A 26,396-nucleotide genomic window follows, 5' to 3' on the forward strand; every position below is an offset into this window, starting at 1 on the left:
CGAAGGCGCGAAGTTTCCGGCGCAGCGTTTTCAACGCAGATGGTGCGGGTAGTGCAGATGGGATGCAGACGGGTGCCACAACGCTGCCGATATGCGCTTTACAATCGCGCATTAACACAAGAAATCGCGTGTTCCCCACGCTCCACACCATGCCTACGATCAGCGAGCTGTTTGTCTATCCGATCAAATCCTGCGCCGGCATTGCGCTCAATGAAGCGCGCCTGCTCGCCACGGGCCTCGAATACGATCGATGCTGGATGGTCACCGACCCGAGCGGCGCGATGTTCACGCAGCGCGCGTTTCCACGCATGGCGCTGATTCAGGTCGAACTCGGCGAACATGAACTCGTGATGCGCGCGCCGGGCATGAACGAACTGCGCACGCCGCTCGACGCAGCCGGACTCAGCGCACCGCAAAAGGTGCAAACCGCGGTGTGGCGCGACGCGGCCTACGGGCTCGACACCGGCGAAGAAAGCGCGGCATGGTTTTCAACTTTTCTCGGCGTGCCGGCGCGGCTTCTGCGCTTCAATCCCGAGCGCGAACGGATAGTCGATCCGGACTACACCGGGAGCGTCGGTGGCGCCACCACGTATTTCGCCGATGGTTTTCCGCTACTCGTGATCGGGCAAGCCTCGCTCGACGATCTGAATGTGCGCCTCAACAGCAAGGGCGCACCGTCGATTCCGATCAACCGGTTTCGCCCCAACGTCGTGCTGGCGGGACTCGAAGCGTACGAAGAGGATTATGTCGAGAGCCTGAGTGTCGAAGGCGTAGAGGATCAAACCGTGCAACTGCAACTGGTCAAGCCGTGCTCGCGCTGTCCGATGCCGACCATCGATCAGGCAAAGGGCGCGCCCGATCCCGACTGGCCGAACGAACCCACCGACACGATGAGCGTTTACCGGGCGAATCCGCAGCGAGACGGGGCGTTGACGTTCGGCAACAATGCAATCGTCGCGCGGGGAGCAGGGGCGTGGCTACGGGTCGGGCAGGCGGTCGAAGCCGAATTGGGTTTTGGCGATTAGCTTGGGACTCATGCCGGCCAAGCCCGGTCAGCGCCGCCAGGATCACCTGCATCGACACGATGCTTGACGAAATGATGGTTGAATCCGGAGCGCAACGATTCGTTCCTGTCCTCGTCGCGCACGAGGCGAGTCACGGCGACCAGCGTGGGCGCCGGCGTGTCGGCCACGCACCGGGTACTCGCCGCTCGCACGCGTACAGTGCTGCGCCGCACCATCCATGTGCTTCGCTGCATCAAAGCGAGCCGCGCATCATGTCCGCGGCACGTCTGTGCCATTCGTCCCCAAGCCACGTGCCACGGGGCTTCAATGGGAAGTTCGCGCAATTGGCACAGCCTTTGCGTTAAGCCTTGCCAGCGGATCAACGTAGATTCGTCGTGAGTGCGACAACAACGTACTCGCTGCAGCACAGGTCAGGACAACGGCGTCCCCCGAATTCAGTCATCGACTGGGTTCGCGGGACGCCGTTTTTATTTCCGGAATCGCTTTCGCCAGATGCCCACGTCAGCGATCGAAGCACAGCACATTGAGGACGCCGCGGTCATGAAAATCATCGTTATCGGTCACGGGATGGTCGGCCACAAACTGGTCGAATGCCTGGCACAGGACGCGGCGCATGGCCTCGACATCACTGTGCTGTGCGAAGAATCCCGGCCGGCATACGATCGCGTGCACCTGTCGGAATTCTTCGCGGGCAAGACGGCTGACGATCTGTCGCTCGTCGAGCCGGGTTTCTTCGAACGCCAGAACGTCTTGCTGAAGCTGAATGCGAAAGCGGTGGCGATCGATCGCGAGGCGCGCATCGTGACGGTCTCGACCGGTGAGACATTGCCGTACGACAAGCTGGTGTTCGCCACGGGCTCCTATCCGTTCGTGCCGCCCGTGCCGGGCCGCGAGCGGGCCGATTGCTTCGTCTATCGCACCATCGACGACCTCGAAGCCATGCAGGAGTGCGGCGCACGCTCGAAGACCGGTACGGTGCTCGGCGGCGGTCTGCTGGGTCTCGAATGCGCGAAAGCATTGCGCGACATGGGGCTGGAAACGCACGTGGTTGAATTCGCGCCACGCCTGATGGCGGTGCAGGTGGATGACGGCGGCGGCCGCGTGCTGCGCACCAGAATCGAAGAACTCGGCCTGACGGTCCACACGCAGAAGAACACCTCGGCGATTGTCGACGGCGAGAGTGGCACGCACCGCATGCAATTTGCCGACGGCAGTTTCCTCGACACCGACATGATCGTGTTCTCCGCGGGCATTCGGCCGCGCGACGACCTCGCACGCGAAAGCGGCCTGGCACTCGGGCAACGTGGCGGCATCGTGATCGACAACGCGTGCCGCACCAGCGACCCGCACATCTATGCGGTCGGCGAGTGCGCGCTGTGGAACGGTCAACTGTTCGGCCTCGTCGCACCCGGTTATGACATGGCGCGTACGGTGGCCAAGCAACTGCTCGGCGACCCGGCGGAATTTGCCGGCGCCGATATGAGCACCAAACTGAAGCTGATGGGCGTGGACGTCGCCAGCATCGGCGACGCGCACGGCAACACGCCGGGCAGCCGCACCTATCAGTTCAGCGACGAACGCAAGCAGGTCTACAAGAAGCTGGTGGTGTCCGATTGCGGCAAGTATCTGCTCGGCAGCGTGATGGTGGGCGACGCGAGCGAGTACGGCACGCTGCTGCAGATGATGCTGAACCGGATCGAGTTGCCGGAGTCGCCTGAATTCCTGATCCTGCCGTCGTCCGACGGCAAGGCGAAACCGGCGCTCGGCGTCGAGGCCTTGCCCGCCACCGCGCAGATCTGCTCGTGCAACAACGTCTCGAAGGGCGACCTGTGCGCCGCCGTCTGCGCGGGTGCGACCGACATTGGCGCGTTGAAGTGCGCGACCCAGGCCGGCACCTCGTGCGGCGGCTGCGTGCCGCTCGTCACGCAGGTGATGAAGGCCGAGATGAAGAAGCAGGGCCTCGCGGTCAATAACCACGTGTGCGAACACTTCCCGCACTCACGTCAGGAGCTGTATCACCTCGTGCGCGTGGAAGGCACGCGCAGCTTCGGCGAATTGCTGGCGAAGCACGGACACGGCCTCGGCTGCGATATCTGCAAGCCGGCCGTGGCGAGCATCCTCGCGTCGTGCTGGAACGAATTCGTGCTGAAGAAGGAGCACGCTTCGTTACAGGACACCAACGACTACTACCTCGCCAACATCCAGCGCGACGGCACCTATTCGGTGGTGCCGCGCATGGCAGGGGGTGAGGTGACGCCTGACGGTTTGATCGCCGTCGGCCAGGTGGCGAAGAAATACGGCCTCTACACCAAGATCACCGGCGGCCAGCGCGTCGACCTGTTCGGTGCGCGGGTCGAGCAACTGCCGTTCATCTGGGAAGAACTGATCGCAGCCGGTTTCGAGTCGGGCCATGCGTACGGAAAATCGCTGCGCACGGTGAAGTCGTGTGTCGGTTCGACATGGTGCCGCTATGGCGTCGGCGATTCGGTGGGTCTCGCGATCGAACTCGAGAACCGCTACAAGGGCCTGCGTACGCCGCACAAGATCAAGTTCGGCGTATCCGGCTGCACGCGCGAATGCGCGGAAGCACAAGGCAAGGACGTCGGCATCATCGCCACCGAGAAGGGCTGGAATCTCTACGTCTGCGGCAACGGCGGCATGAAACCACGCCATGCTGAATTGCTCGCGTCGGACCTCGATAAAGAAACGCTGGTGCGCTACATCGACCGCTTCCTGATGTTCTACGTGCGCACGGCAGACCGGTTGCAACGCACCAGCGTGTGGCGCGACAACCTCGAGGGCGGCCTCGACTATCTGATCGACGTGGTCGTCAACGATCGTCTGGGTGTGGCCGCGGACCTCGAAGTGGAAATGCAGCATGTGGTCGAAACCTACGAATGCGAATGGAAGAAGGCCGTCACCGATCCTGAGACACGCAAGCGCTTCCGTCACTTCGTCAACAGCGGCGAGCCGGACAGCAATGTCACCTTCGTCGAGGAACGTGGTCAGATCCGGCCCGCGACGACGACCGAACGACGCTCGCAGCTCGCTTCGATTCCTGTGGTTGCCGAAACCGTTTGATTCTTTTTTGCGTCATTCACCGAGGACCTCCGCCATGAAACTTGACCACGTTCCACTTGCCTGGACACCGGTTTGCCCGCTCGACGAGATCGTTCCCAACACGGGCGTGTGCGCGCTCGTCAACGGTGAACAGGTCGCGGTATTTCATGTGAGTAACGGTGACGCGGACAGCATCGTGTATGCGATCGAAAACTACGACCCGGGCTCGCAAGCGGCGGTGCTTTCGCGCGGCTTGATCGGCAGTCTCGGCGAACGTCTCGTGGTCGCTTCGCCGATCTACAAGCATCACTTCGATCTGCGCACCGGCGAGTGCCTCGAAACACCGGCGTATTCCGTCAGCGCGTTCGCCGCGCGAGTGGAAAACGGGCAGGTGTGGGTCGCGATGTGAGTCATTGATTGCTTGCCAACTTTACCGAGCGATGCCGCCTGCCATGTCCTCCAGCAGCGTAAAAACGGTGTGCCCCTACTGCGGCGTCGGCTGCGGAATGGTGCTGCACGTCGAGGACGGGCAGGTCGTGAAAATCTCTGGCGATAAAGAGCATCCGTCTAACTTCGGACGGCTCTGCACGAAGGGTCAGTCGGCGCATGTCGCGTTGCGCAAGTCGGGGCGTCTGGAGGGCGCGTTCGTGCGTCATGCCCGCGACCAGGATCCGGTGCCGTTGCCGATGGCGCAGGCAATCAGCGACACAGCGGCGCGTTTGCGCGGCCTGCTCGACGCGCATGGACCGGACGCGCTCTCGTTTTATGTGTCCGGGCAGATGTCGATCGAGGCGCAGTACCTCGTCAACAAGCTCGCGAAGGGTTTTGTCGGCACCAACAATATCGAATCGAATTCGCGTCTTTGCATGGCGAGCGCGGGCAGCGGCTACAAGCTCTCGCTCGGTGCGGACGGGCCGCCAGGGTCATATGAAGACATCGATCACGCCGACCTGTTCTTCGTGATCGGTGCGAATATGGCTGACTGTCACCCGATTCTGTTCCTGCGCATGATGGATCGCGTGAAGGCCGGCGCGAAACTGATCGTGGTCGATCCACGCCGCAATACGACGGCTGACAAGGCCGATCTCTTTCTGCAGATCAAGCCGGGTACCGATCTGGCTTTGCTCAATGGCCTGCTGCATCTTCTGCACGAAAACGGCCATACAGATGTGTCTTTTATCGCGGACGCGACTCAAGGCTGGGACGCGATGCCGGCTTTCCTCGCGGCCTACACGCCGGAGAAAGTCGCGGAAATCACGGGCCTCGCCGCAGAGGACATTCGCCGGGCCGCACAGATGATCGGCGCCGCGCCGGAGTGGATGAGCTGCTGGACCATGGGCCTCAATCAGAGTACGCACGGTACGTGGCACACCAACGCGATCTGCAATCTGCATCTCGCTACCGGCAAGATCTGCCGCCGCGGCAGCGGTCCGTTCTCATTGACGGGCCAACCCAACGCGATGGGCGGCCGTGAGATGGGCTACATGGGTCCGGGTTTGCCCGGGCAGCGTTCGGTACTGGTCGAAGAAGACCGCACATTTATCGAAGATCTGTGGGGTGTTCCAAAGGGCACGCTGAAGACCGAAGTCGGCAACGGTACGATTGATATGTTCACCCGCATGGCCGCGGGCGAGATCAAGGCGTGCTGGATCATCTGCACCAATCCGGTCGCGAGTGTCGCGAATCGTCAGAACGCTATCGCTGGATTGCGCGCGGCGGAGCTCGTGATTTCGCAGGACGCGTTCCTCGACACCGAGACCAACCGTTACGCCGACGTGTTGTTGCCCGGCGCGCTGTGGGCCGAAGCCGAAGGCGTGATGATCAACTCGGAGCGCAACCTGACGCTGATGCAGAAGGGCATCGAGCCGCCGGGCGCCGCGTTGCCGGACTGGCAGATCATCGCGCGTGTCGCCTGTGAAATGGGTTTCGCCGCGGCGTTCACCTATGCGAGCGCCGAAGAAGTTTTCGCGGAAATTACCCGCGTGTCGAATCCGAAAACGGGTTACGACCTGCGCGGCGCAAGCCATCGCCGGCTGAAGGGCAAGCCGCTGCAATGGCCGCTTGCCGCTGACAACACGACTGACCGCAATCCGATTCGCTACATCAACGACGGCGTCAGTCAGACGCTGAAGGAACTCGCCGACGGTAGCCGTCCGCGGTTGGTATTTCCGACCGCAAGCGGCAAAGCGGTGTTCTTCGCTCGTGCTTTTGCGGCCCCGGCCGAATTGCCGGATCGGGAATTTCCGATCGTGCTGAATACGGGCCGCTTGCAGCATCAATGGCACACCATGACCAAGACCGGCAAGGTCGCAATGCTCAACAAGCTCAACCCTGGCCCGTTCGTCGAGATTCATCCGGAAGATGCGGCCACGCTCGGCATCAAGGCCAAGGACCCCGTCGAGATCCGTTCACGGCGCGGACGCGCCGTATTGCCCGCGGTCGTCACGGAGCGCGTGCAGGCAGGCAACTGTTTTGCGCCGATGCACTGGAACGACGTGTTCGGGGACGACCTGTGCATCAACGCAGTCACCAGTGACGCAATCGATCCGATCTCGCAGCAACCCGAACTCAAGTTCTGTGCGGTCGCGCTGAGCCCGGTTGCGGTTGAAGCCATCGAGCCGATTTCGATTACCGATGACGAGACGCTTACCGGCGGGCCTGCCGTTGCAACCGGCGCTACGCCGGCGAGCGCTCTATCGGCGAACGTCGAGGAACAGGACATGCCCCGTATCGAAGCACTTTGCCGCCTGTTGCAACTTCCGCAGACACCCGAGCCGTCCTTCACGGAGACCGAGCGGACGTATCTGACGGGTTTCGTCAGCGGCCTGCGTTCGGCCGAAGCACAGGGCATCGTCAGCGTGCCGGTGTTGCCGGACAGCGCACCGTTTGAGCGGACGAATCGTCTATATGTGGACGGCTTGCTGGCCGGACTTTATAGCCGCGTCGGAACGAATGCGGCCGCGCCTGTGGGTGCGCTTGCCGCGCCGCAGGCCGACGCGCACGCTGCCGGCGTGCGCATTGTGCGCGCAAGGCCCAAAGTCACGCTGCTGTGGGCCTCGCAAACCGGCAACACAGAATCGCTTACGGAGTGTTATGCCACGCGTTTGATGGAGTCGCGCTTCGAAATCCGCACCTCATGCATGGCGGACTATCCGGTATCGGCACTCGCGAAATCGCAATACGTGTTACTCATGACGAGCACATTCGGCGACGGCGATCCGCCTGACAACGCGCAAAGTTTCTGGTCCCAGCTGAGCAGCGACGCAGCGCCGCGTCTCGACGGCATGCGCTATGCGGTGCTCGCGCTGGGCGATCGCAACTACGATCAGTTTTGCGGGCACGGTCATCGGCTTGATGAGCGTCTTGCCGAACAAGGCGCGCTGCGTCTGATGGATCGCGTCGACTGCGACAGCGAGTATCAGGAAAGTGCCGACGCCTGGCTCGAACGCATCATCGTGCGCATCACCGAAGAAGATGCGGCGCTGCATGCCGTGCCGCCGGGCGGCATGATCAACGCCATGGTGCCAGGCGCCGTGCCGACCAAAACGCGCCCGGCCGCATCGCGGCTCGTCAGGAACCTGCAACTGAACAAACAGGGCGCGGCGAAGGATACGCGCTACTTCTCGTTGAGTGCGGGTGACTCGGGCATCGAATATGAAGCGGGCGATGCGCTGGGCGTATGGCCGAGTAATTGCCCCGAACTGGTCGACGAGTTGATCAGCCTGAGCGGCCTGAGCCCCGACGTGGCGGTCAACGTGTCAGGCGTCGGCGAAATGCGTCTCGCCGATGCGCTCGGCAAGCACTACGAGATCGCGCGTCCCAGCCCGGATTCGCTCGCGTTTATCGCTGCGCGCAGCATCAACAGCTCGCTGCGCGACCTGTTGATGCCGGAGCGCAAGTCCGATCTCAAACAATGGCTATGGGGTCAACAACTCGCGGACGTGCTCCACGAATTTCCGGTGACGTTGACGGCCACCGAATTGACCGGCGTGCTCAAGCGTCTGCAACCGCGTTTGTACTCGATTGCATCGAGTCCGAAGGCGCATCCCGGCGAAGTTCATCTGACGGTTTCAGCGGTTCGCTACAGCAATGGCCGCCGCCATCGAAAGGGTGTCTCGTCGACGTTTCTCGCCGACCGTGCCGGCGACGTCAGCGTACCGGTATTCGTGCAGAAATCCGCACACTTTCGGCCTCCTCACGTTTCGGATACGCCGATCATCATGGTCGGTCCCGGCACTGGCGTTGCACCGTTTCGCGGTTTTTTGCACGAGCGGCGTGCACGCGGTGACAAGGGACGTAACTGGCTGTTCTTCGGCGAACAACATGCGGCCACCGATTTCTACTATCGCGACGAACTTGAGGCGATGCGCGACAGCGGTGTGTTGACCCGGCTCGATGTGGCGTTTTCACGCGATCAAACGGAAAAGATCTATGTGCAGGACCGCATGCGCGAGCAGGGTGCGCAACTGTGGTCATGGCTCGAAGAAGGTGCGCATTTCTATGTTTGCGGTGACGCAAGCCGGATGGCGAGAGACGTCGACGCAACACTTAAGCACGTGGTCGCCCAGCACGGTGACATGAGCGAAGAAAAAGCCACCGATTATGTGGCCCGTTTGGTGCAGGAAAAGCGCTACGTACGCGACGTTTATTGATTTTTGAAGCAGACGGAACCTGTGCGGTTTCACGGCTTCGGAGAACACCCAATAACGCCTCAGTAGATGGACCCGAATGGCATGGAGCTTGCGTGTTAATGCCGGTATTCAACATCGTGACCGTTTCGGTGCGCCGTGCCAGGCGCCGCGAACCTGGTAATCGAACAATCAGAATATGTGAGGATGTCTAATGAAAAGCGTGATGAGCTCTCTGAAGAGCGGGGATTGGCGAGCGTTAGTGGCGTGCTTTCTCTATTTCGACACTGGCTTCACCGTTTGGGTGCTGTACGGGCCGCTCGCGCCGTTCATCAGCAAGAGCATTGCGATGACACCCGCCCAGCAGGGTTTGCTGGTCGCCGTGCCGGTGCTGTCGGCGGCCATTCTGCGCGTGACGCTCGGCAATCTGTATCAATCGGCGCACGGCAAGCGCATCGCGTTAATGGGCGTCTTGCTTTCGGCAGTGCCGACGATTGTGCTGCCGCTGATGCCATCCGTGCCGTCGTACACCGTGTTGCTGGTACTCGGCGTGTTCCTTGGCGTGGGCGGTGCAAGCTTCGCCGTGGCGCTGCCAATGGCAGGGAGCAACTATCCACCGAAGGTGCAGGGCCTGGTGCTCGGTCTCGCTGCCGCCGGCAATATTGGCGCGGTACTCGACGGTTTCATGTTCCCGCAACTGGCCACGCACTACGGCTGGCAAATGGCGACTGCCGGCGCACTGCCGTTGCTCGCGATTGCCGCAATCACGCTGTACTTCTGGGCCAATGATTCCGGTATCAAATCGGGCAGCGTGCTGCGCGCGTTCGGCAGCTTTGCCGTCACGCTCGTCGGTTTGATCGTGCTTGTGCTGCTGGTCGAAGCGGGTCTGTTCGGTTCGGGCAAGACCGGTGTGCTGCTGTTGCCGGTGATTGGCGCGCTGCTGGCGATTGCGGTGCTGCCCAAGCGCTATCGCACGGTGCTGGGCGAGCGCGACACGTGGGTGATCATGCTGGTGTACAGCATCACCTTCGGCGGTTTTGTCGGCATGTCCTCGTATGTTTCGCTGCTGCTGACCAATCTGTATCAACTGTCGAAGATCGACGCGGGTCTGTTCATGGCGCTGCTTGCCGCAACCGGCGCGATCGTGCGGCCGTTCGGCGGCTTGATCGCCGACAAGGTGTCAGGTGTGCGTGCGTTGACCTTCCTGCTGGCGGTCATTTCGCTGTGTGACTTCGTGTTCGCCGCTGCAATGCCTTCGATGGCGGGCGGAATTGCGCTGCTGCTATGCCTGTACCTGGCCTTCGGTCTCGGTAATGGCGCGACCTTCCAGCTGGTACCGCATCGTTGGGCCGGCCGCACCGGCCTGATGTCGGGCATCGTCGGCGCCGCGGGCGGCATCGGCGGATTCTATCTGCCGGTCGTGATGGGCATCGCGAAGGAAAGCACGGGCAGCTATCAGATGGGCTTTGCGACCTTCGGCGCGCTGGCGGCTTGCGCGTTCCTCGCGATCGTCGCACTGCGCCGTCCGTGGATGGCGTGGTCCATGCACACCAACGTGATGCATGCACACGCAACGGAGTAATGTAATTCGGCATCCGCGCCGATGCGTGTCTGCCGATGGCGGTCGCGCGGCGCGTTCGGCAAGATAGTGGCCAAGATCGGTGGTTGAGACGGCGGCGCTGCCATGCCTCGGTGGCGTTTGCTGTGAGCCAAAAAATACGCAGGCAAATACTTGCATGTTGCGGGTTGCGCACCTAATATGCAGTCAGGAGGCTGCATATGAACCCATCATCTGACTCATCAACCGATCGCATCGAAAAACAGATTCTGCTGAAGGCGCCGCGCTCGCGAGTGTGGCGCGCATTGTCCAACGCCGAAGAATTCGGCAATTGGTTCGGCGTGAATTTCAGCGGCAAACAGTTTGTCGCCGGCCAGTCCGTGCAAGGCAACATCACGTATCCAGGCTACGAACATCTTGTTATGGACGTGCTGGTCGAGCGGGTCGAACCGGAACATCATCTGTCGTTTCGCTGGCATCCGGCCGCGGTGGATATCTCGATCGACTACTCACCGGAGCCGACCACGCTGGTGGCATTCGAACTGACCGAGGTCGACTCGGGCACCTTGCTGCGCGTGGTCGAATCAGGCTTCGACCGGATTCCAGCCGCACGGCGTGAAGAGGCGTTCCGCCTGAATAGCGGTGGCTGGGAACAGCAGATGGTCAATATCGAAAAGCATGTCGCCAAGGGATAAGCCGGCGACCGGTCATGCGCGAGTGAAGGCGGCCATGCTGCGAAGTTCCGCGCAGATTTTTGCGGCGCTCGGCGACGAGACACGCCTGCGTCTGATCGCCGTGTTGTGCGCGGGCAGTGCGATGTCGATCGCGCAGTTGACTGCCGGCACGGAAATCACCCGGCAGTCGATCACGCAGCATTTGCAGGTGCTCGCCGACGCGGGCCTCGTGCGCGACGTCAAGGTGGGCCGTGAACGCTTATGGGCGTTCGAACCGGCACATCTGGACGAAGCGCGGCGCGCGCTCGAAGCGATCTCGCAGCAGTGGGATCACGCGTTGCTGAGGTTGAAGGCGGCGGTGGAGGAGTGAGGGGTCTTAGAACGAATGGCACTTACTTAAGCCTGCATGGAGGAGAAGACGGGGGTAAGTGCTTGAAGAGAAAGGGAGGCGGCTGATCGAAGGATTGATAGGATGGTTGTTACCAGGCAAACACCGTCTCATTCCAAGGATCAGCCACCATGGATCGTAATTCACGAAGTCATCATAGGCAAACACGAAGCACAGTTCAAAGCCGGGCGCGCAGGACACAGTCTGTGGACTACTTCAACATACTGACGAGCCCGCAGCTATTGGCCGCCACCGAAGCGTATTTGCCAGCGCATCGAGAACGGCTGTATCCGCCGACGGTGACGCTGTCGATGTTCATGCGCCAGGCGCTGGAAGAGGATGCCTCCTGTCAGAAGGCAGTCAACGGGTGGGCCGCGCAGCGAGTTGCCGACGGGCTGCGGCCCACGAGCGTGCGCACGGGAGGCTACTGCCGCGCTCGCCAGAGACTGCCGCTGACAATGGTCCGGGAGTTGGCGCGCGAGACGGGGCGTCAACTGCACGAGCAGGCCGAGCCGGCCTGGAAGTGGCGCGGGCGCCCGGTCAAGCTGGTTGACGGCACCGGGATCTCGATGCCCGATACGCCGTCGAACCAGGCGCGCTTCCCACAGTCCAGTGCTCAGGCCGAAGGCGTGGGATTTCCGTTAGCCTATCTGGTTGCGGTGATCTGTCTGGCAAGCGGCGCAGTGCTGGAGGCGGCTGTCGGAACTTACGCGGGCAAAGGCAGCGGGGAGCTGACGGCGTTTCGCATGCTGGAAAACACGTTTCGTCGAGGTGACGTGATTGTCGCCGATGCCTTGTACTGCCACTACTTTCTGATGGCCTCAATGATCGCCGCCGGAGTGGATGTCGTGATGGAACAGCATGGGGCGCGCCGCACCGACTTTCGGCGAGGCAAGTCGCAGGGCACGCGCGATCACATTGTGACGTGGCCCAAACCCCGGCAGTGCCCCGCCTGGATGACGCGTGAGCAGTACCAGGCCTTCCCCGATGAACTGATGGTGCGCGAATGCAGGCTGCATCACCGGGTGCTGGTCACCACGATGCTTGATGCACACAAGACCAGCAAACAGGACCTCTCGCAGTTGTATGCCAGGCGCTGGAACGTGGAACTGGATCTACGTAACATCAAGACGACGATGGGCATGGATGTGCTGCATTGCCAGACTGCCCACATGAACGAGAAGGAGATGTGGGTCCATCTGCTGGCCTACAACGTGATTCGGCTGCTGATGGCCCAAGCCGCCAGCCACTGCGCCACCGATCCGAGAACACTGAGTTTCAAGCACGCCGTGCAGCTATGGACTGAATGGCTGGCCAGGGGTCTGACGGCAACTCACGACCAGAGTGTCCTGTTCAAGCTGATCGCGCAGTCTCGTGTTGGGAACCGCCCCGGTCGCATCGAACCACGAATGCGCAAACGAAGACCGAAGTCTTATCCATGGCTGAAAGAGCCTCGTCACATCGCACGCGAGCGCGTCCGAAAATATGGGCACGCTCCTCGGGCTCGGGCTTAAGTAAGTGCCATTCGTCTTAGAACTTGTGCCGCAGCGCGACCCGTACGGCAACCTGATTCCCCGTCGACGACGGCGCCTGCACGCCCGGAATGAACGCGCTGTCGAGAATCGAGTTGGTCGAATCGCCCGCGACCTTCTGGTACTCGCCCTGCACGTATACGTCCGTGCGCTTGGACAGGTTGTAATCCGCCATCAAACCGACCGAGTGAATCTTCGGCTTCACGCTGCCGGTCGACGCATCGTAGTTTTCCATCGTGTACACATACTGCGCGCCGATAAAGAAAGCCGGCGTGAACTGGTATTTGCCGTTCACTTCGAAATTCTGATATTTCAGCGTATTCAACCTGACACCGGACGCCGCCAGCGGGATGCCGATATAGCCGTTGCCGGTGGGATCCTTATAGTTTGAGTTGGTGTAAGCAAAACCGGCGGTCGCCGCACCGAACGTGTAGTTGATGCCGCCGCCGAACACCCGCATGCGTCCGGCGATGAAACTCGCGTCGTTCGCGGTGATCGCGCCGCTCGAACCCGCGCCCGGATTGTTCGCCTGCAGGTACGCGGCTGCAATCAGCAGTCCGCCGTTCGCATACTGGCCGCCAAAGCTATAGGCGCGGTTGTTCGCGAAGTTCGTGTCGTTGCTGAAACTGTACACGCCGCCGAACTGGAAGCCTGCGATCTCCGGGCTCGCGTACTTCACGCTGTTGCCGAGGCGGAACGAGTTGTCCGTATTGTCGTTGTCGTACGGGTGCGCAAACAGGTAGCCGGCCCAGTTGCCGTTAGCGGTGGTCTGCGCGAGATAGTCGACCACCGAGTCGTACTGGCGCCCGAGCGTGAGCGTGCCGAACCGATCGTCGCTCAAGCCTACGTAGGCCTGGCGGCCGAACATGCGGCCGCCCTGGCCAAGCCGCCCCGAACTCACATCGAAGCCGTTTTCCAGCTGGAACACCGCCTTCATGCCGCCGCCCAGATCTTCCGAGCCCTTCATGCCCCAGCGGCTGCCTTGCGCATAGCCGCTCGCCATTTCCCAGACCGCGCCGCGCCCGGCGTTGTTGGTGTAGTCGATGCCTTCATCAAGCACGCCGTACAGGGTCACGCTGCTTTGCGCGAAGGCGGACGGGGCCGCCAGCGAGGCGAGTGCGGTGATTGCCGCGGTGGCGATGACATTCTTTTTCATTGTGAGCTCCAGACATTGGTAGTGAGCGACCCAATGGTTCGAAACGGGTTCGAATGGGTTCAAAGGCCGCTGCTTATTGGCAAAGCCCGGATTCTGCTATTCGAGATGGGATTCGCGTATGAGGCACATCCCTGGTTAAACGTGATTTTTTCGAATGTTTGTCACGCGAATTATTCGCTTGTGGCGCGCCGTGCTGGAGAGAAAAATTCCGTTCATGCACCTTTGGCATGAAGGCGATAGCCGAAGGCAATGCGCCACTGCACCAGGTTTTTCAGGAGACGACCATGCGACTCGATCGGAATTTTGCTAACGGCCGCTTTATCGATGCGGCAAGCGACGAGCTCATCGCCGTCACCAACCCTGCCAATGAAGCCGTGATTGCCCATGTCACGGGCGCCACCCAGGCCGAGGCCATCGCCGCGGTCGACGCCGCATCAGCCGCCCAGAAGGGCTGGCGCAAGCTGCCTTCGGCGGAGCGTGCGGTCTATCTGCACAAGCTCGCCGACGCGCTCACCGAATGCGCGCCCGCCATCGGTGCGGCGCTCGCGCTGGAGTCGGGTAAAAGCGTCGCCGACGCCACCAACGAAGCGATCTACGCCGGCCAGATCACCCGCTACCACGCCGAATGGGCGCGCCGCATCGAAGGCGAGGTGATTCCGAGCGACACGCCCGACGAAAACCTCGTGCTGCATCGCGAGCCGATCGGTGTGGTCGCGTGCCTGATTCCGTTCAATTACCCGGTCTATACGTTCATGCGCAAGGTGGCGCCCGCGCTGATCGCCGGCAATACCGTGGTGGTGCGCCCAAGCAATAACACGCCGACCTCCGCATTCGAGATCGCGAAGGCGGTTGAGAAGGCCGGGCTGCCGGCCGGCGTCGTGAACATTCTCGCAATGAACCATGCGACTGCCGAGGCGCTCTGCACGCATCCCAAGGTCGGCATGATCACGCTGACCGGCAGCGTCGGTGCGGGCCGCAAGGTACTCGAATACTGCAAGGCGAACATCGCCAAGCCGTCACTCGAACTGGGCGGCAAGACGCCCGCAATCATCGAGGCGGATGCCGATCTGGAGAAAGCCGCGCGCGATCTGGTCGCCTCCAAAACCACCCACTGCGGGCAGCTTTGCACAGCGATCGAACGGGTCTACGTGCAGGAAAGCGTGCATGACCGTTTCGTCGTGCTGCTGAAGAAGCACATGAGCGCGGTGGAAAGCGGCGATCGCAGCGAACAGCCTTCGCTGATGGGGCCGCTCGTCAACGAGGCATCGCGCCAGTCGATTCATGGGATGGTCGAGCGCGCGATCGCGGCGGGCGCCACGCTTGAAACCGGCGGCAGGCTTCCGCAAGGCAGGGGCTTCTTCTATCCGGCCACGCTGCTGTCGAACTGCCGTCAGAACATGGAAATCATCCAGGAAGAGACCTTCGGTCCGATCATGCCGGTCGTCAAATACCGCACGCTCGACGAAGCGCTGGAGATGGCCAATGACCACCAGTTTGGTTTGTCGTCGGTGCTCTATACCGAGAACTATCGTAGCGCGATGAAGATCGCCAACGGCATCGAGGCAGGTGAGTTGTATGTGAACCGCACGCCGGCCGATCCGTATCAAGGTTTCCACGCGGGCTGGAAACGCTCGGGTCTCGGTGGCGACGACGGCAAGCACGGCATGCTCGAATTCACCCAGACCCGTCTTGTGGTCATGAAGTACTGACGCTGCAACCGGCGCGTGCCGCGCGATTCGGAGTAGACGGCACGCGTCGCCTTGAAACCCGCAGAAACGCAGCAATCCGCTGCACTTATAAAAATATTTGAAGACCCGGCGGCCCGGTGAACCGGCGCTGTGTCTTCCAGGAGCGCTCACGTGTCATCTCAGCCCGTTCAAACCACCGCTTCGCTCGCCTCAAGCGCCGCGGAAACCGCATTGCAAGCCAACAAGGCTCAACGCTACATCCAGCTCATCTTGCTGGTCGTGGCGGCCGGTGCGATTTACCCGATTCTGTATCTTCGGCAGGTCTATCAGCCGACGATGCTCGAAGTGTTTCACATCACCGATAGTCAGCTCGGCTATCTGTATTCGTCGCTCGGTACGATCTTTCTACTGAGCTACCTGCCGAGCGGCTGGCTCGCCGACCGGATCGCACCGCGTCTGTTGATCTGCTTTTCGCTGGTCGCGACCGGCGTGCTCGGCCTGTGGTATTCGACCGCACCGTCCTTCAATGTGCTGATGCTGATCTTCGGCGGCTGGGGACTGTCGACCGGTTTGACGTTCTGGGCCGCCGTCATCAAACGCGTGACGATGATCGCCGGCACGCACGAGCAGGGCCGCTTCTTCGGTTTGCTCGATGGCGGACGTGGTTTGATCGAAGCGATGCTCGCAACCGTCGCGATCACGTTGTTTGCGTGGTTCACGCAGACCAAAGGCGAACCCGTTACGGCTGGCTTCAGGCTGGTCGTCTACATGTACGCGTTTCTGTGCATCGCGCTCGGCGTGGTGCTCGCGCTCGTCAAAGATCCGCAAGGCAAGGAAGACGCGGCCGCCAATCGCGCCACGAAGAAACGCAGCAACGTACTGGTCGATCTGAAAACGCTCGCGTCGATTCCCGAGTTGTGGCTGGTCGCGGCCATTGTGTTCTGCGGCTATCAGGTGTTCTGGGCCACCTACAGTTTCTCCGCGTATCTGCATGAAGGCGAGATCGGCTTGACCGTGGTGATGGCCGGCACGATCACCACGCTCAAGCTGTGGATGCGGCCGATCGGCGGCATTGGCGGCGGCTTTCTCGGCGACCGTTATTCGAAGGTCTCAGTGCTGGTGATCGCACTCTTCCTCGCTGCACTGTCGCTGCTGGGTCTGATGGCGGCGCCGCGTATCGCGAGCCACGTTCTGCTGGTGTTCCTCGTGCTGTTCATCGGCATTCTGACTTACGCGATTCGCGGTCTGTACTGGTCGCTGCTGGATCGCTGCCATATCCCGGTCGAAACGATGGGCCTTGCTATCGGCCTGATCTCCGTACTCGGCTACTCGCCCGACGTGTTTTTGCCGTTGATCAACGGCTATCTGACGCAGAACTTCCCGGGCGTCTTCGGTTACCAGCTTTACTTCGGCTATGTGGCCGGAATGGCGGCGCTCGGCGGCTTTGCCGGCCTTGCGCTGAGAAACATGCTTAACAGGAAAGGGGTTGCGTAAATGAAAGTCGTCTCGCTCGAAACGCATATCGTCGCCGTACCGCCGCCGCACGTGGGCGGCATGTACTGGATTTTCGTCAAGCTCAAGACCGATTGCGGTATTGAGGGTGTCGGTGAAATCTATTCGGCGACGTTCCATCCGAAGGCGATGACTCACATCATCGACGATGTATTCAGCCGCTACCTGCTCGATAAAGATCCGCACCATATCGAGCGGCTCTGGCGCGAAGCGTATTCGAGCGGTTTCACGCAACGCCCCGATCTGACGATGATGGGCGTGGTCAGCGGGCTGGAAATGGCGTGTTGGGACATCATCGGCAAGGCGGCGAACAAGCCGGTGTATGAACTGCTGGGTGGCATGGTGAACCAGCGTCTGCGCTCATACACGTACCTGTATCCGAAGAACAGCAAGGGCGAATACGACTATGACGATCCCGATCTCGCCGCCGAATGCGCTGTTGAAAACGTAAAACGCGGCTTTACTGCCGTGAAGTTCGATCCGGCGGGGCCGTATACGGCTTACTCGGGTCATCAACTGTCGATGGAAGTGCTCGACCGTTGCGAAACTTTCTGCAAGCGCGTGCGCGAAGCTGTCGGCAGCAAGGCCGATCTGCTGTTCGGCACGCATGGGCAGATGGTGCCGTCGTCGGCAATCCGGCTCGCTAAACGGCTCGAAAAATACGATCCGTTGTGGTTCGAAGAACCGGTACCGCCGGGGCAGGAAGGCGCGATGGCGCAAGTCGCGCAGCACACGAGTATTCCGATTGCTGCGGGCGAACGCCTGACCACCAAGTATGAATTCTTCAAGCTGCTCGAAGCGGGCGCGGCGTCGATTCTGCAACTGAACGTGGCGCGTGTGGGCGGCCTGCTCGAAGCGAAGAAAGTCGCGGCGATCGCCGAGGTGTATTACGCGCAGATCGCACCGCATCTGTACAACGGGCCGATCGGCGCGGCGGCCAGTATTCAGCTCGCAGCCTGCACGCCGAACTTTCTGATTCAGGAAAGCATCGGCACATGGGACGGTTTCCACGCGGCGGTGTTGAAGAAGCCGATTCAATGGGAAGACGGCTACATCATTCCTTCGCAGGAACCGGGCCTGGGTGTGGAGTTGAATATGGACGTCGTCAGGCAGCACACGCCGTACACCGGCGAGCGTCTGCATCTGCAAATGGCCGCACAACCCGCCGACGTGAAAGACCTCGCGCCGGCCAGGGGTTGAACCTGGATTGAACCTGTGGGTTTTAATCTGCGGGTTTTAATCTGCCTTACGCATTCAATGGATTGGGCGCCGTCTGGCGACATAGAGCATGAACTACGATTACATCATCGTCGGCGCAGGTTCGGCGGGCTGCATTCTCGCCAATCGCCTTTCGGCGTCAGGCCAATACTCAGTGCTGCTGCTCGAAGCAGGCGGCAAAGATAGCTCGTTCTGGTTCAAGGTCCCGGTGGGTTTCACCAAGACGTACTACAACGAAACCTACAACTGGATGTACTACAGCGAGCCCGAAAAAGAACTCGACAACCGGCCGATCTATTGTCCGCGCGGCAAAGTTCAGGGCGGCTCCGGTTCGATCAACGCGATGATCTACGTACGCGGCCAGCCGCACGATTTCGACGATTGGGCCGCCGCAGGTAACAAGGGATGGGCGTTTCACGACGTGCTGCCGTATTTCCGCAAGCTCGAATCGCATCCGCTCGGCAACACCGAATATCACGGCGCGGATGGTCCAATTCGCATCTCGCCGATGAAGGACGCAGTGCATCCGATTTGTCGCGTGTTTCTGAAGGGCTGCGACCAGGCCGGCTACAAGCGCAGCGACGACTTCAACGGTGCGCAATTCGAAGGCGCCGGCATCTACGACGTGAATACACGCAATGGTCAGCGTTCGTCGAGCAGCTTCGAGTATCTGCATCCGGTGCTCACGCGCAAGAACCTGACGGTCGAACGTGACGTGCTGGTAAGCCGCGTTCTATTCGACGGTTACCAACGGGCAATTGGCGTGAGCGTGACACAGAATGGCGCTACGCGGCAGTTCATGGCGACCCGTGAGGTGATCCTGTCGGCGGGCGCGGTCGATTCGCCCAAGCTGCTGCAACTCTCGGGCGTGGGCGACAGTGCATTGCTGGCGAAGCATCGCATCGCGATGGTCAAGGAATTGCCGGCTGTGGGGCAGAATCTGCAGGACCATCTGTGCGTGAGTTTCTACTATCGCGCGAACGTGAAGACGCTGAACGACGAAATGCGTCCGTTGCTTGGCAAGCTCAAGCTCGGTCTGCAGTATCTGCTGACGCGCAAGGGGCCGCTCGCGATGAGCGTGAACCAGTCGGGAGGATTCTTCAGAGGCAACGATCAGGAAGCGCAGCCGAATCTGCAGTTGTATTTCAATCCGCTGTCGTACCGGATTCCAAAGAGCAGTAAGGCGAATCTCGAACCCGAACCATACTCGGGCTTCCTGTTGGCATTCAATCCGTGCCGGCCGACGAGCCGCGGATCGATCGAGATCGCATCGAATCGCGCGGAAGACGCCGCGAAAATCCGTATCAATGCGTTGACGACGGAAAAAGATATCGACGAAGTGATTCAGGGCTGCGAACTGGTGCGCAAGGTGATGGCATCGCCGGCGCTGAAAGAGATCACGGTCGAGGAAGTCTCGCCGGGGCCGCAGGTGAATACGCGTGAAGGCTTCCTGCAGTATTTTCGTGAGCAATCAGGTTCGATCTATCACCTGTGCGGTTCGTGTGCGATGGGCGACGACCCGCGCACCTCCGTGGTCGATACGCGTTTGCGGGTGCACGGCATTGCTGGCTTGCGCGTGGTCGATGCGTCGATCTTTCCGAACATCACGTCGGGCAACATCAATGCGCCGACGATGATGGTGGCGGAGAAGGGCGCCGAGATGATTCTCGAGGACGCCGCCACTGAAGCCGCCTTCAGACCCGAAGCGGCGGAACTGGCGGCTGCTGCCTGACCGATGGAAATTCATCGTTAACGGCGACTCAACCCTCTGAACCCAACTGCGCGGACTCCGATGAATCGAGCGCACGCTCGGTCAGCCAGATCTCCTGTTGCAGCCAGTCGCGAAACAATGCGACGTGCTGCAACTCGTCCTGCTCCGCGCGCGTAACGAGCCAGTACGACTGGTGACCGTCGACATGCACGTTGAGCACCTGCACGAGTTGGCCTTCCGCGAGTTCGCGGCCGATCATGTGACGATCAGCGATGGTCACGCCAAGTCCGTCGACAGCCGCGCGGATAGCGTGATCGAGCAGATCGAATTCATAGCCGCCGCGCGTGTCGACGTTTTCTATACCGGCGGCTTTCAACCAATGCTGCCACGTCAGATAGCGCTGATCGGCGCTCGCGAGCACATGCAGCAGCGTGAACTGATTCAGGTCGATGGCCGCGCGACCTGCCTGGCGCGCGAGCAACGCGGGCGCGCAGACGGCGATGTGCCGTTCGTTCATCAGCAGACGATTATCGACGCCTTCCCACTCGCCATTGCCGAAGCGGATCGCGCAGTCGAGCACACCGGATTCGGCGAGGTTGTCGTCGACGCGGGTCGACAGGCTGAGTTCGAGATGCGGATGCGCGTCACGCAGACGCCCGAGACGCGGCATTAGCCAGCGGCTCGTAAAAGTGGGCGGCGCGTTGATGCGCAGACGATTGCGGTGGGTTTTCTCCTGCAGGCTGCGGACCGTGAGTTCGATCCGGTCGAACGATTGTTGCAGGGCTTGCAGGAGGATACGGCCGGCGGCCGAGAGCTCCAGGTGATGATGGTGACGCTGGAGCAAGGTCTCGCCGAGTTGCGCTTCCAGTTGCCGGACTTGCCGGCTGACCGCGCTTTGCGTCACGTTCAGTAGCTCCGCTGCGCGGGTGAAACTGCCCGTGCGGCCAGCAACTTCGAAGGCTTTTAGCGCGTTCAGCGCGGGCATTTTTCGTTTCAAGGTCTGATACCCAAGGGGAGGCTGGTGCGCGGCGGCGCGGGTGCTGGGTATTTTATCTGGTTGCTTGTGGTGGTTGGGTTTTCGTTGAGTTTGTTGCTTGCGCGGCGCTTTGTTGTCTGGTTGCCTATGGCGTTGGCCTTTCCTTGAATTGTTATTGGTTTATTAACGTCGCCCCTGTGCGGGGCAGGCACCTACTTTTCTTTGCCTGCTGCAAAGAAAAGTAGGCAAAAGAAAGCAGCTCAAACCGCTAGCTTATAAGCGGGTCCCCCGCGCAGTTGCGGTAGTGGCACATCTGGAATCCGTGTTCTCGCCCATTCCGCGTGAGTGACAAAGCGCTCATCAGCTCCCACTCCGCACTGCGTACGTCGCGGACGGGTTTGCCAGGGAAACCTGCGGCTTCGTTGAGGTGCGGTGGGAGCCATCGTCTTCGCCTCGGCGGGGCGCCGAATGGCGCGCGGGTGCAAAAACGTGGTGGTCGGTTCTATGAGGTGCGTTTCGGCGCGCGCAGCGCCGCCGGAAGTATGACTGCCTTGTCACTAACGCCGAATGTGCGGAAACACAGATTCCAGATGCACCACTCCCTCCTCCAAGCCAGGGGACCCGCTTAAGAATTAGCGGTGTGAGCCGCTTTCTCTTGCCTACTTCTCTTTGCGGCGGCAAAGAGAAGTAGGTGCCTGCCCCGCACAGGGGCGACGCTAATAAACCAATAACAATTCAAGGAAAGGCAAAAGGATCCAGATCAAGGAAAACCCAAAACCATAGGAGCACAGACAACAAGTACCCCGCAGGCAAAAAACGAAAATCAATAAGCAATACAAACAGACTTACTTTCAGTATAGGAATCAATAATAGCCTTCCCATGTTCACGCCCGATCCCGGATGCTTTAAACCCGCCGAACGGCATGGCCGGATCAACCATATTGTGAGTGTTGACCCACACTGTCCCGGCCTCGATACCGTCGACGAGTCGCAGCGCCTTGTCGAGCTGGTTTGTCCAGACGCTTGCGCCCAGCCCATATTCGGACGCATTGGCCTGCGCCAACACTTCATCGATATCGTCATAAGGCATCGCCACGAGCACCGGTCCGAACACCTCATCCCTGACAACGGAAAGCGGTTTGCACGCGCGATTGGCAATGACCGTCGGCCGGACAAAGAAGCCATCTGCGTCAACGGCCGCATCGCGCGACAAGATCTCGCCGCCTTCCTGCCGGCCTTGCGCAATCATGCCCATGACCTTGTCGCGATGACGTGCGGAAACCATGGGTCCCATCTGCGTCGCGGCATCGAAACCGGAACCCAATGCAATGCTGTCGGCCACCGCCGCAATGCCTTGCACGACTTCGTCGTAAATCGAGCGCGCAACGTACAGGCGAGAACCAGCGGTACAGACCTGTCCATGGTTGAAGAAAATCGCGCCTGCAGCGCCTTCAATCGCTTTCTTCGGGTCGCAGTCATCCAGCACGATCACGGGGCTCTTGCCGCCCAGTTCCAGCGACACGCGTTTCAGATCGTCAGCACACTGGCGGCCGATGATGCGACCCACTTCGGTCGATCCCGTGAAGGTGACTTTATTCACCAATGGATGCTTGACCAGCGCTGCGCCAGCGGTCTCGCCGCGGCCGGTGACCACATTGAATACGCCCGGCGGGAAGCCGGCTTCGTGTGCCAGTTCGGCCAGGCGAATTGCTGTTAAAGGGGTTTCTTCGGCCGGTTTCAGCACGACGGTGCAGCCGCATGCGAGTGCCGGGGCAATTTTCCAGACTGCCATCAGCAGCGGGAAATTCCAAGGGACGATTGCGGCGACGACGCCCGCCGGGACGCGTTTTGTTGAGGCGTTGTAGCGTGTGCCGGGCGGGAAGGGGATCGACAGGTCGAAAGTCGTGCCCTCGATTTTGGTGGCCCAGCCAGCCATGTAGCGCAGCCATTGGACGCTGCCTGAGACTTCCAGCATCTTTGAGAATGCTATTAGTTTTCCCTGGTTCAGGGTTTCCAAGGTTGCCAGTTCTTCTGTGTGTTGTTCTACCAGGTCCGCTAGTTTTAGCAGTAGATGTTCGCGGGCGGCGGGCGGCATTCTGCGCCAGGTGTCGGATTCGAAGGCCGCTTTTGAGGTTTTGACTGCGTGGTCGATGTCGGTTTCTGATGCGTCTGGAAGCTGGGCTAGTTCTTCTCCTGTCGCTGGGTTGTAGATGGGGAAGGTTTTGCCTGCGGCGCTGTGGGTTCTTTCGCCGTTGATGAACATTGTCGTCGGCAGCTTCGCTGGGTTTTTCTGTTCGGTCATTTTGCTTTGTCTCCGTTGGGGTGAGATTGGCTTTGCTATTCGGTTGTTGCTTTTTGAGACTTGATTTGCTGTTTTGTTTCGAGTCTGTGGGGGGATTTTTCTTGTTTTGTTAGTGGTCTATTCGTGTCGCCCCTGTGCGGGGCAGCACTTACTTTCTTTGCCGCCGCGTAACTATTCAGCGGCCGGCAGGGGCGAAACGACCAAACCGGCAAAGCTCAAGGCCAGCGCATCGATCAGCGAGCGGTTCTGCTTACGCAAAGTGGCGAGATAGGAGCGGATTGTGCAGAACGCCTCCATGCCGCAGACAGAGCGGAAACACCCTGATATTTTCTGCTTGAGTTTGGGCATGCGGATATCGCGCTCGGCCAGATTGTTGTCGAACGGCACACGGTGATCTGCAATAAAACGCCATACCTGGCGCGTCTGTGTGTGCAGGCGGCGCAGCAGATTGTAGGCAAAGCTCTGCCTGATCTTGCCGCGCCGCTCCTTGCGCCTGGACTCGCGCGCCTGCTGGGGATTAAGCCTGTCTCCCAGAGCAATCAGCGCCCGACTTCGCCTGGCGTAATAGCGCTGGCGCGATCGACTCAGTGCCGTGTTGCCGCAGGCCAGACTGAGCTCACTCTCGCGTTTGGCCTGACACAGCAGATCAATCATCTGCTGGGCCCACGCCTGCCCGGTGGACTCCAGCACAAACACCAACTCGCGCAGATGGTGGGCATTGCATAGCGCATGGTCGCAGTCATAGTAGGCATACGGTCGCCAGCCGTCATGTACCGCGATGCCCGTGAAGCCAGGCAGAATGCCGAAACTGTCGAGTGCCTCGCGACCGCGCTTGTGGTGCGCACCGTACCAGCTCAGCGTGCGCGTTGACGCGGTATGCAGCCAGTGGGGCGTACGTCCCACGCGCATGCTGCTCTCATCGAAATGCACGACCGGCTGCTTATGCAGTGCCTGGCTGATCTGTTCAACTGCGGGCGCCAGCAGATGTGCTGCCTGATCAATGCTGTGCTGCACGGTGCCGGTACTCACACGCAGACCGAACAGATCCGTCAGCGCCTGAGCGGTGCGTCCCACTGGCAGTTGCTGGTACTGCGTCAGATAGACTGCCGCGGCGCGCACCTGGGCACCGTACTGCACCGCCTGGCTTACGCCTTCGGGAAACACGCCCGAATGACGTTTGCCGCAGCGACACTGTGCGATCTGCACGCGATGTTCGGTCACCTCAAAACGCGTGGGCGGCAAATCGATCACCTGACGTCCTTCAGTCACCACGGTGATCCGTGTGGAATCAAGCCGTGCCCCGCATGCATCGCACACCCGCGCCACCGGGTGAATCTCAATGTGATCGGGTTGCGCCACGCGTTTTAGCGTCTTGCCTTTATGACCGGGCTGCGCTCCCGGGCGTGCACCGCTTACGCCGCGCAACGACTTCGGTTTGCGCTTCGGGCCGTCGCTTGATGGTGGCTTGCTGGAGTTATGACTGTCCTTCTCAAGCTTCGCCTCAAGCTCGTTCAGACGCCTCACAAGATCGACGATCAGTGCGTCCTTCTGTTCAGGCGTCAGATCCTTGATGTCGGGCATCTTCGTCATGTCCTTCACTATGCATGGCCTGGTTCCAGTTTACAACCGCTGAATAGTTACGCCGCCGCAAAGAAAGATAAGCAAAGAAAGCGGCTCACCCCGCTAGTTCTTAAGCGGGTCCCCCGCGCAGCCACGGTAGTGGTGCATCTGGAATCTGTGCCCTCGCGCATTTGGCCTTGGTGACAAGGCAGTCATACTTCCCGACTTGCACTTCGTGCTCGTCGGAATGGTCTGCCTGGGGGGATGGTTTCGATGCCAACGTAACGGCTTTTTTTTAAGCCAATTGGCTGCTAACGTGCCCGCACATGTCAGATTCGCAATCGCGCTTAGCGCATACAAGACCATGAAGCCATCGCCGAAAAAATAGGACGTCGTCGATAACGTTGCTCCCAACACCATCCCGATGTGGTGTGCCGCGCCAGGACAACCCGCGCTCAATGCGCTGCACGATTTGCCTCGCAGTTTCATTAGTGCAGGAATCGTCAGGCAGTCGAGAACCAGAAACATCTTTGCCGCAAGTAGTGCAAGCGTCGGACTGTCTACGGCTGCGAGCGCTCCAATTAATACCGCTCGTAGCACGTACAACACAATCAATATCCGGTTGCCGTTGCCGTTGCCGTTGCCGTTGCCGGATCGGTCGGCGATCAACGCCAGTGCGCAAACAGCACCCAGCGAAAGCGCGATCTGCCACATCGGCTGTGCGCCACTCATGCCGCAAATTGCATCGAGCTGGAAACGCGCGAGACTGCCGCTCGATACGCCCGCAAACAGTGCGAGCAGCGCCGCAGCGCCAGTTGCGTGCATGGCCTTGGTCGACTCGTCCGTACGTTTATTTCGATCAGAGTGTTCAGGTGATGATGCTGTTTCAAATGGTGAGGGCGTTTCGCTGGCAAGGTGCCACCCGTAAAACAGCAACACGCCACCCAGCACGACAGCCAACCCACCTATCGCGATGCGATGCTCAAACCCGCTGACATACGCCGGCACGATGCCCATCGCACTCATCGTCGCGATCAGCGTCACCGCCGTCGCAAGCGTGGTGTGCTGCTGCCTCGAAATGCGCGACATCAACAGCGGCACAATCGTCATCGTGGCCAGCGCCAGTGCGCTCATCCACAGCGCACGGGTTTGTTGTTCAAGGCCGGCTTGTGTCACCAGCGTCACCGCGCCGCTCGCGAGCAGCACACAAGCCGTGCCGCGCACGCTCGCTGTTAGCCCGGATGTCGCGCCGCTCACGCTCTTCATCAGCCTGTGTGCCGCACCACCCACTCTCGCCATCAACACGCGAGCTACGCCGCCCACGCTCACTGTCAATACGCGTGTCCCGTGGGCTGTAATCGCGGGATATACGTTTGCGGAGTTGACGACGTGTGCAGTCGCAGGCCGT

At 60.6% G+C, this 26,396-nt stretch carries 18 protein-coding genes; 12 read left to right on the top strand and 6 right to left on the bottom strand.

The annotated features are described in order from the left end of the window. Nucleotides 1–149 precede the first annotated feature (149 nt). The gene (locus ACUN0E_RS30650) at nucleotides 150–1,025 is read left to right on the top strand and encodes an MOSC domain-containing protein (RefSeq protein ID WP_445568933.1); all 876 of its coding nucleotides are present in this window, start codon (nucleotides 150–152) and stop codon (nucleotides 1,023–1,025) included. Between the two features lie 8 nt (nucleotides 1,026–1,033). Here ACUN0E_RS30650 and ACUN0E_RS30655 read toward each other — a convergent pair whose 3' ends face one another. Beyond that, nucleotides 1,034–1,258: a hypothetical protein gene (locus ACUN0E_RS30655; protein WP_445568934.1), complete on the bottom strand. Its 225-nt coding sequence runs from the start codon at nucleotides 1,256–1,258 to the stop codon at nucleotides 1,034–1,036. A gap of 307 nt (nucleotides 1,259–1,565) precedes the next feature. Between ACUN0E_RS30655 and nirB the strand changes: the two genes are divergently transcribed. The 7 genes from nirB (at nucleotide 1,566) to ACUN0E_RS30690 (ending at nucleotide 12,847) form a co-directional block, all read left to right on the top strand. Next, nucleotides 1,566–4,106, top strand: coding sequence for a nitrite reductase large subunit NirB (gene nirB, locus ACUN0E_RS30660; protein ID WP_445568935.1), 2,541 nt, complete (start codon nucleotides 1,566–1,568; stop codon nucleotides 4,104–4,106). Between the two features lie 34 nt (nucleotides 4,107–4,140). Beyond that, nucleotides 4,141–4,494: a nitrite reductase small subunit NirD gene (gene nirD, locus ACUN0E_RS30665; RefSeq protein WP_445568936.1), complete on the top strand. Its 354-nt coding sequence runs from the start codon at nucleotides 4,141–4,143 to the stop codon at nucleotides 4,492–4,494. A gap of 43 nt (nucleotides 4,495–4,537) precedes the next feature. Then, complete coding sequence (locus tag ACUN0E_RS30670) at nucleotides 4,538–8,737, top strand: molybdopterin-dependent oxidoreductase (RefSeq protein WP_445568937.1); 4,200 nt, start codon at nucleotides 4,538–4,540, stop codon at nucleotides 8,735–8,737. Between the two features lie 190 nt (nucleotides 8,738–8,927). Further along, nucleotides 8,928–10,295 carry an MFS transporter gene (locus ACUN0E_RS30675; RefSeq protein ID WP_408335401.1) on the top strand — a complete coding sequence of 456 codons (1,368 nt, stop codon included), beginning with the start codon at nucleotides 8,928–8,930 and terminating at the stop codon, nucleotides 10,293–10,295. Between the two features lie 197 nt (nucleotides 10,296–10,492). Next, nucleotides 10,493–10,966, top strand: coding sequence for an SRPBCC family protein (locus ACUN0E_RS30680; RefSeq protein ID WP_408223176.1), 474 nt, complete (start codon nucleotides 10,493–10,495; stop codon nucleotides 10,964–10,966). Then, nucleotides 10,950–11,315 carry an ArsR/SmtB family transcription factor gene (locus ACUN0E_RS30685; RefSeq protein WP_408223178.1) on the top strand — a complete coding sequence of 122 codons (366 nt, stop codon included), beginning with the start codon at nucleotides 10,950–10,952 and terminating at the stop codon, nucleotides 11,313–11,315. The genes ACUN0E_RS30680 and ACUN0E_RS30685 overlap by 17 nt, the downstream gene beginning before the upstream one ends. Before the next feature lie 149 nt (nucleotides 11,316–11,464). Further along, nucleotides 11,465–12,847: an IS4 family transposase gene (locus tag ACUN0E_RS30690; RefSeq protein WP_445566105.1), complete on the top strand. Its 1,383-nt coding sequence runs from the start codon at nucleotides 11,465–11,467 to the stop codon at nucleotides 12,845–12,847. 16 nt (nucleotides 12,848–12,863) lie between these two features. On the opposite strand, the gene ACUN0E_RS30695 is transcribed toward ACUN0E_RS30690, so the two are convergent. Continuing rightward, on the bottom strand, nucleotides 12,864–14,021 hold the full coding sequence (locus ACUN0E_RS30695; protein WP_445568938.1) for a porin: 1,158 nt from the start codon (nucleotides 14,019–14,021) through the stop codon (nucleotides 12,864–12,866). A 284-nt stretch (nucleotides 14,022–14,305) separates the two neighbouring features. Here ACUN0E_RS30695 and aldA point away from each other — a divergent pair, with 284 nt between their 5' ends. The 4 genes from aldA to ACUN0E_RS30715 all read left to right on the top strand — a co-directional run bounded on the left by aldA (nucleotide 14,306) and on the right by ACUN0E_RS30715 (nucleotide 20,171). Beyond that, entirely contained in the window at nucleotides 14,306–15,730 is a 1,425-nt protein-coding gene (gene aldA / locus ACUN0E_RS30700; RefSeq protein ID WP_445568939.1) for an aldehyde dehydrogenase, read from the top strand. A 150-nt stretch (nucleotides 15,731–15,880) separates the two neighbouring features. Continuing rightward, nucleotides 15,881–17,203 (top strand): MFS transporter, encoded by a 1,323-nt coding sequence (locus tag ACUN0E_RS30705; RefSeq protein ID WP_445568940.1) that lies wholly within the window; start codon nucleotides 15,881–15,883, stop codon nucleotides 17,201–17,203. Then, nucleotides 17,204–18,421 carry a mandelate racemase/muconate lactonizing enzyme family protein gene (locus ACUN0E_RS30710; RefSeq protein ID WP_408223186.1) on the top strand — a complete coding sequence of 406 codons (1,218 nt, stop codon included), beginning with the start codon at nucleotides 17,204–17,206 and terminating at the stop codon, nucleotides 18,419–18,421. Nucleotides 18,422–18,509: 88 nt separating this feature from the next. Beyond that, nucleotides 18,510–20,171 (top strand): GMC family oxidoreductase, encoded by a 1,662-nt coding sequence (locus ACUN0E_RS30715; RefSeq protein WP_445568941.1) that lies wholly within the window; start codon nucleotides 18,510–18,512, stop codon nucleotides 20,169–20,171. Between the two features lie 28 nt (nucleotides 20,172–20,199). Here the strand turns inward: ACUN0E_RS30715 and ACUN0E_RS30720 are convergent, their stop codons facing one another. The 4 genes from ACUN0E_RS30720 to ACUN0E_RS30735 all read right to left on the bottom strand — a co-directional run bounded on the left by ACUN0E_RS30720 (nucleotide 20,200) and on the right by ACUN0E_RS30735 (nucleotide 26,194). Next, entirely contained in the window at nucleotides 20,200–21,135 is a 936-nt protein-coding gene (locus tag ACUN0E_RS30720; protein ID WP_408223190.1) for a LysR substrate-binding domain-containing protein, read from the bottom strand. A gap of 814 nt (nucleotides 21,136–21,949) precedes the next feature. Next, complete coding sequence (styD, locus tag ACUN0E_RS30725; RefSeq protein ID WP_408223192.1) at nucleotides 21,950–23,428, bottom strand: phenylacetaldehyde dehydrogenase StyD; 1,479 nt, start codon at nucleotides 23,426–23,428, stop codon at nucleotides 21,950–21,952. Nucleotides 23,429–23,599: 171 nt separating this feature from the next. Beyond that, nucleotides 23,600–25,018 (bottom strand): IS66 family transposase, encoded by a 1,419-nt coding sequence (gene tnpC / locus ACUN0E_RS30730; protein ID WP_445565280.1) that lies wholly within the window; start codon nucleotides 25,016–25,018, stop codon nucleotides 23,600–23,602. A 93-nt stretch (nucleotides 25,019–25,111) separates the two neighbouring features. Beyond that, nucleotides 25,112–26,194: a hypothetical protein gene (locus ACUN0E_RS30735; protein ID WP_445568942.1), complete on the bottom strand. Its 1,083-nt coding sequence runs from the start codon at nucleotides 26,192–26,194 to the stop codon at nucleotides 25,112–25,114. Nucleotides 26,195–26,396 lie beyond the last annotated feature (202 nt).

Source organism: Paraburkholderia sp. D1E (assembly GCF_052682275.1).

Excerpts from the sequence above, each read along its gene's own strand:
- ACUN0E_RS30650 (WP_445568933.1), top strand. The coding sequence starts at position 150 with ATGCCTACGATCAGCGAGCTGTTTGTCTATCCGATCAAATCCTGCGCC.
- ACUN0E_RS30655 (WP_445568934.1), bottom strand. The coding sequence starts at position 1,258 with ATGCAGCGAAGCACATGGATGGTGCGGCGCAGCACTGTACGCGTGCGA.
- nirB (WP_445568935.1), top strand. The coding sequence starts at position 1,566 with ATGAAAATCATCGTTATCGGTCACGGGATGGTCGGCCACAAACTGGTC.
- nirD (WP_445568936.1), top strand. The coding sequence starts at position 4,141 with ATGAAACTTGACCACGTTCCACTTGCCTGGACACCGGTTTGCCCGCTC.
- ACUN0E_RS30670 (WP_445568937.1), top strand. The coding sequence starts at position 4,538 with ATGTCCTCCAGCAGCGTAAAAACGGTGTGCCCCTACTGCGGCGTCGGC.
- ACUN0E_RS30675 (WP_408335401.1), top strand. The coding sequence starts at position 8,928 with ATGAAAAGCGTGATGAGCTCTCTGAAGAGCGGGGATTGGCGAGCGTTA.
- ACUN0E_RS30680 (WP_408223176.1), top strand. The coding sequence starts at position 10,493 with ATGAACCCATCATCTGACTCATCAACCGATCGCATCGAAAAACAGATT.
- ACUN0E_RS30685 (WP_408223178.1), top strand. The coding sequence starts at position 10,950 with ATGTCGCCAAGGGATAAGCCGGCGACCGGTCATGCGCGAGTGAAGGCG.
- ACUN0E_RS30690 (WP_445566105.1), top strand. The coding sequence starts at position 11,465 with ATGGATCGTAATTCACGAAGTCATCATAGGCAAACACGAAGCACAGTT.
- ACUN0E_RS30695 (WP_445568938.1), bottom strand. The coding sequence starts at position 14,021 with ATGAAAAAGAATGTCATCGCCACCGCGGCAATCACCGCACTCGCCTCG.
- aldA (WP_445568939.1), top strand. The coding sequence starts at position 14,306 with ATGCGACTCGATCGGAATTTTGCTAACGGCCGCTTTATCGATGCGGCA.
- ACUN0E_RS30710 (WP_408223186.1), top strand. The coding sequence starts at position 17,204 with ATGAAAGTCGTCTCGCTCGAAACGCATATCGTCGCCGTACCGCCGCCG.
- ACUN0E_RS30715 (WP_445568941.1), top strand. The coding sequence starts at position 18,510 with ATGAACTACGATTACATCATCGTCGGCGCAGGTTCGGCGGGCTGCATT.
- ACUN0E_RS30720 (WP_408223190.1), bottom strand. The coding sequence starts at position 21,135 with ATGCCCGCGCTGAACGCGCTAAAAGCCTTCGAAGTTGCTGGCCGCACG.
- styD (WP_408223192.1), bottom strand. The coding sequence starts at position 23,428 with ATGACCGAACAGAAAAACCCAGCGAAGCTGCCGACGACAATGTTCATC.
- tnpC (WP_445565280.1), bottom strand. The coding sequence starts at position 25,018 with ATGACGAAGATGCCCGACATCAAGGATCTGACGCCTGAACAGAAGGAC.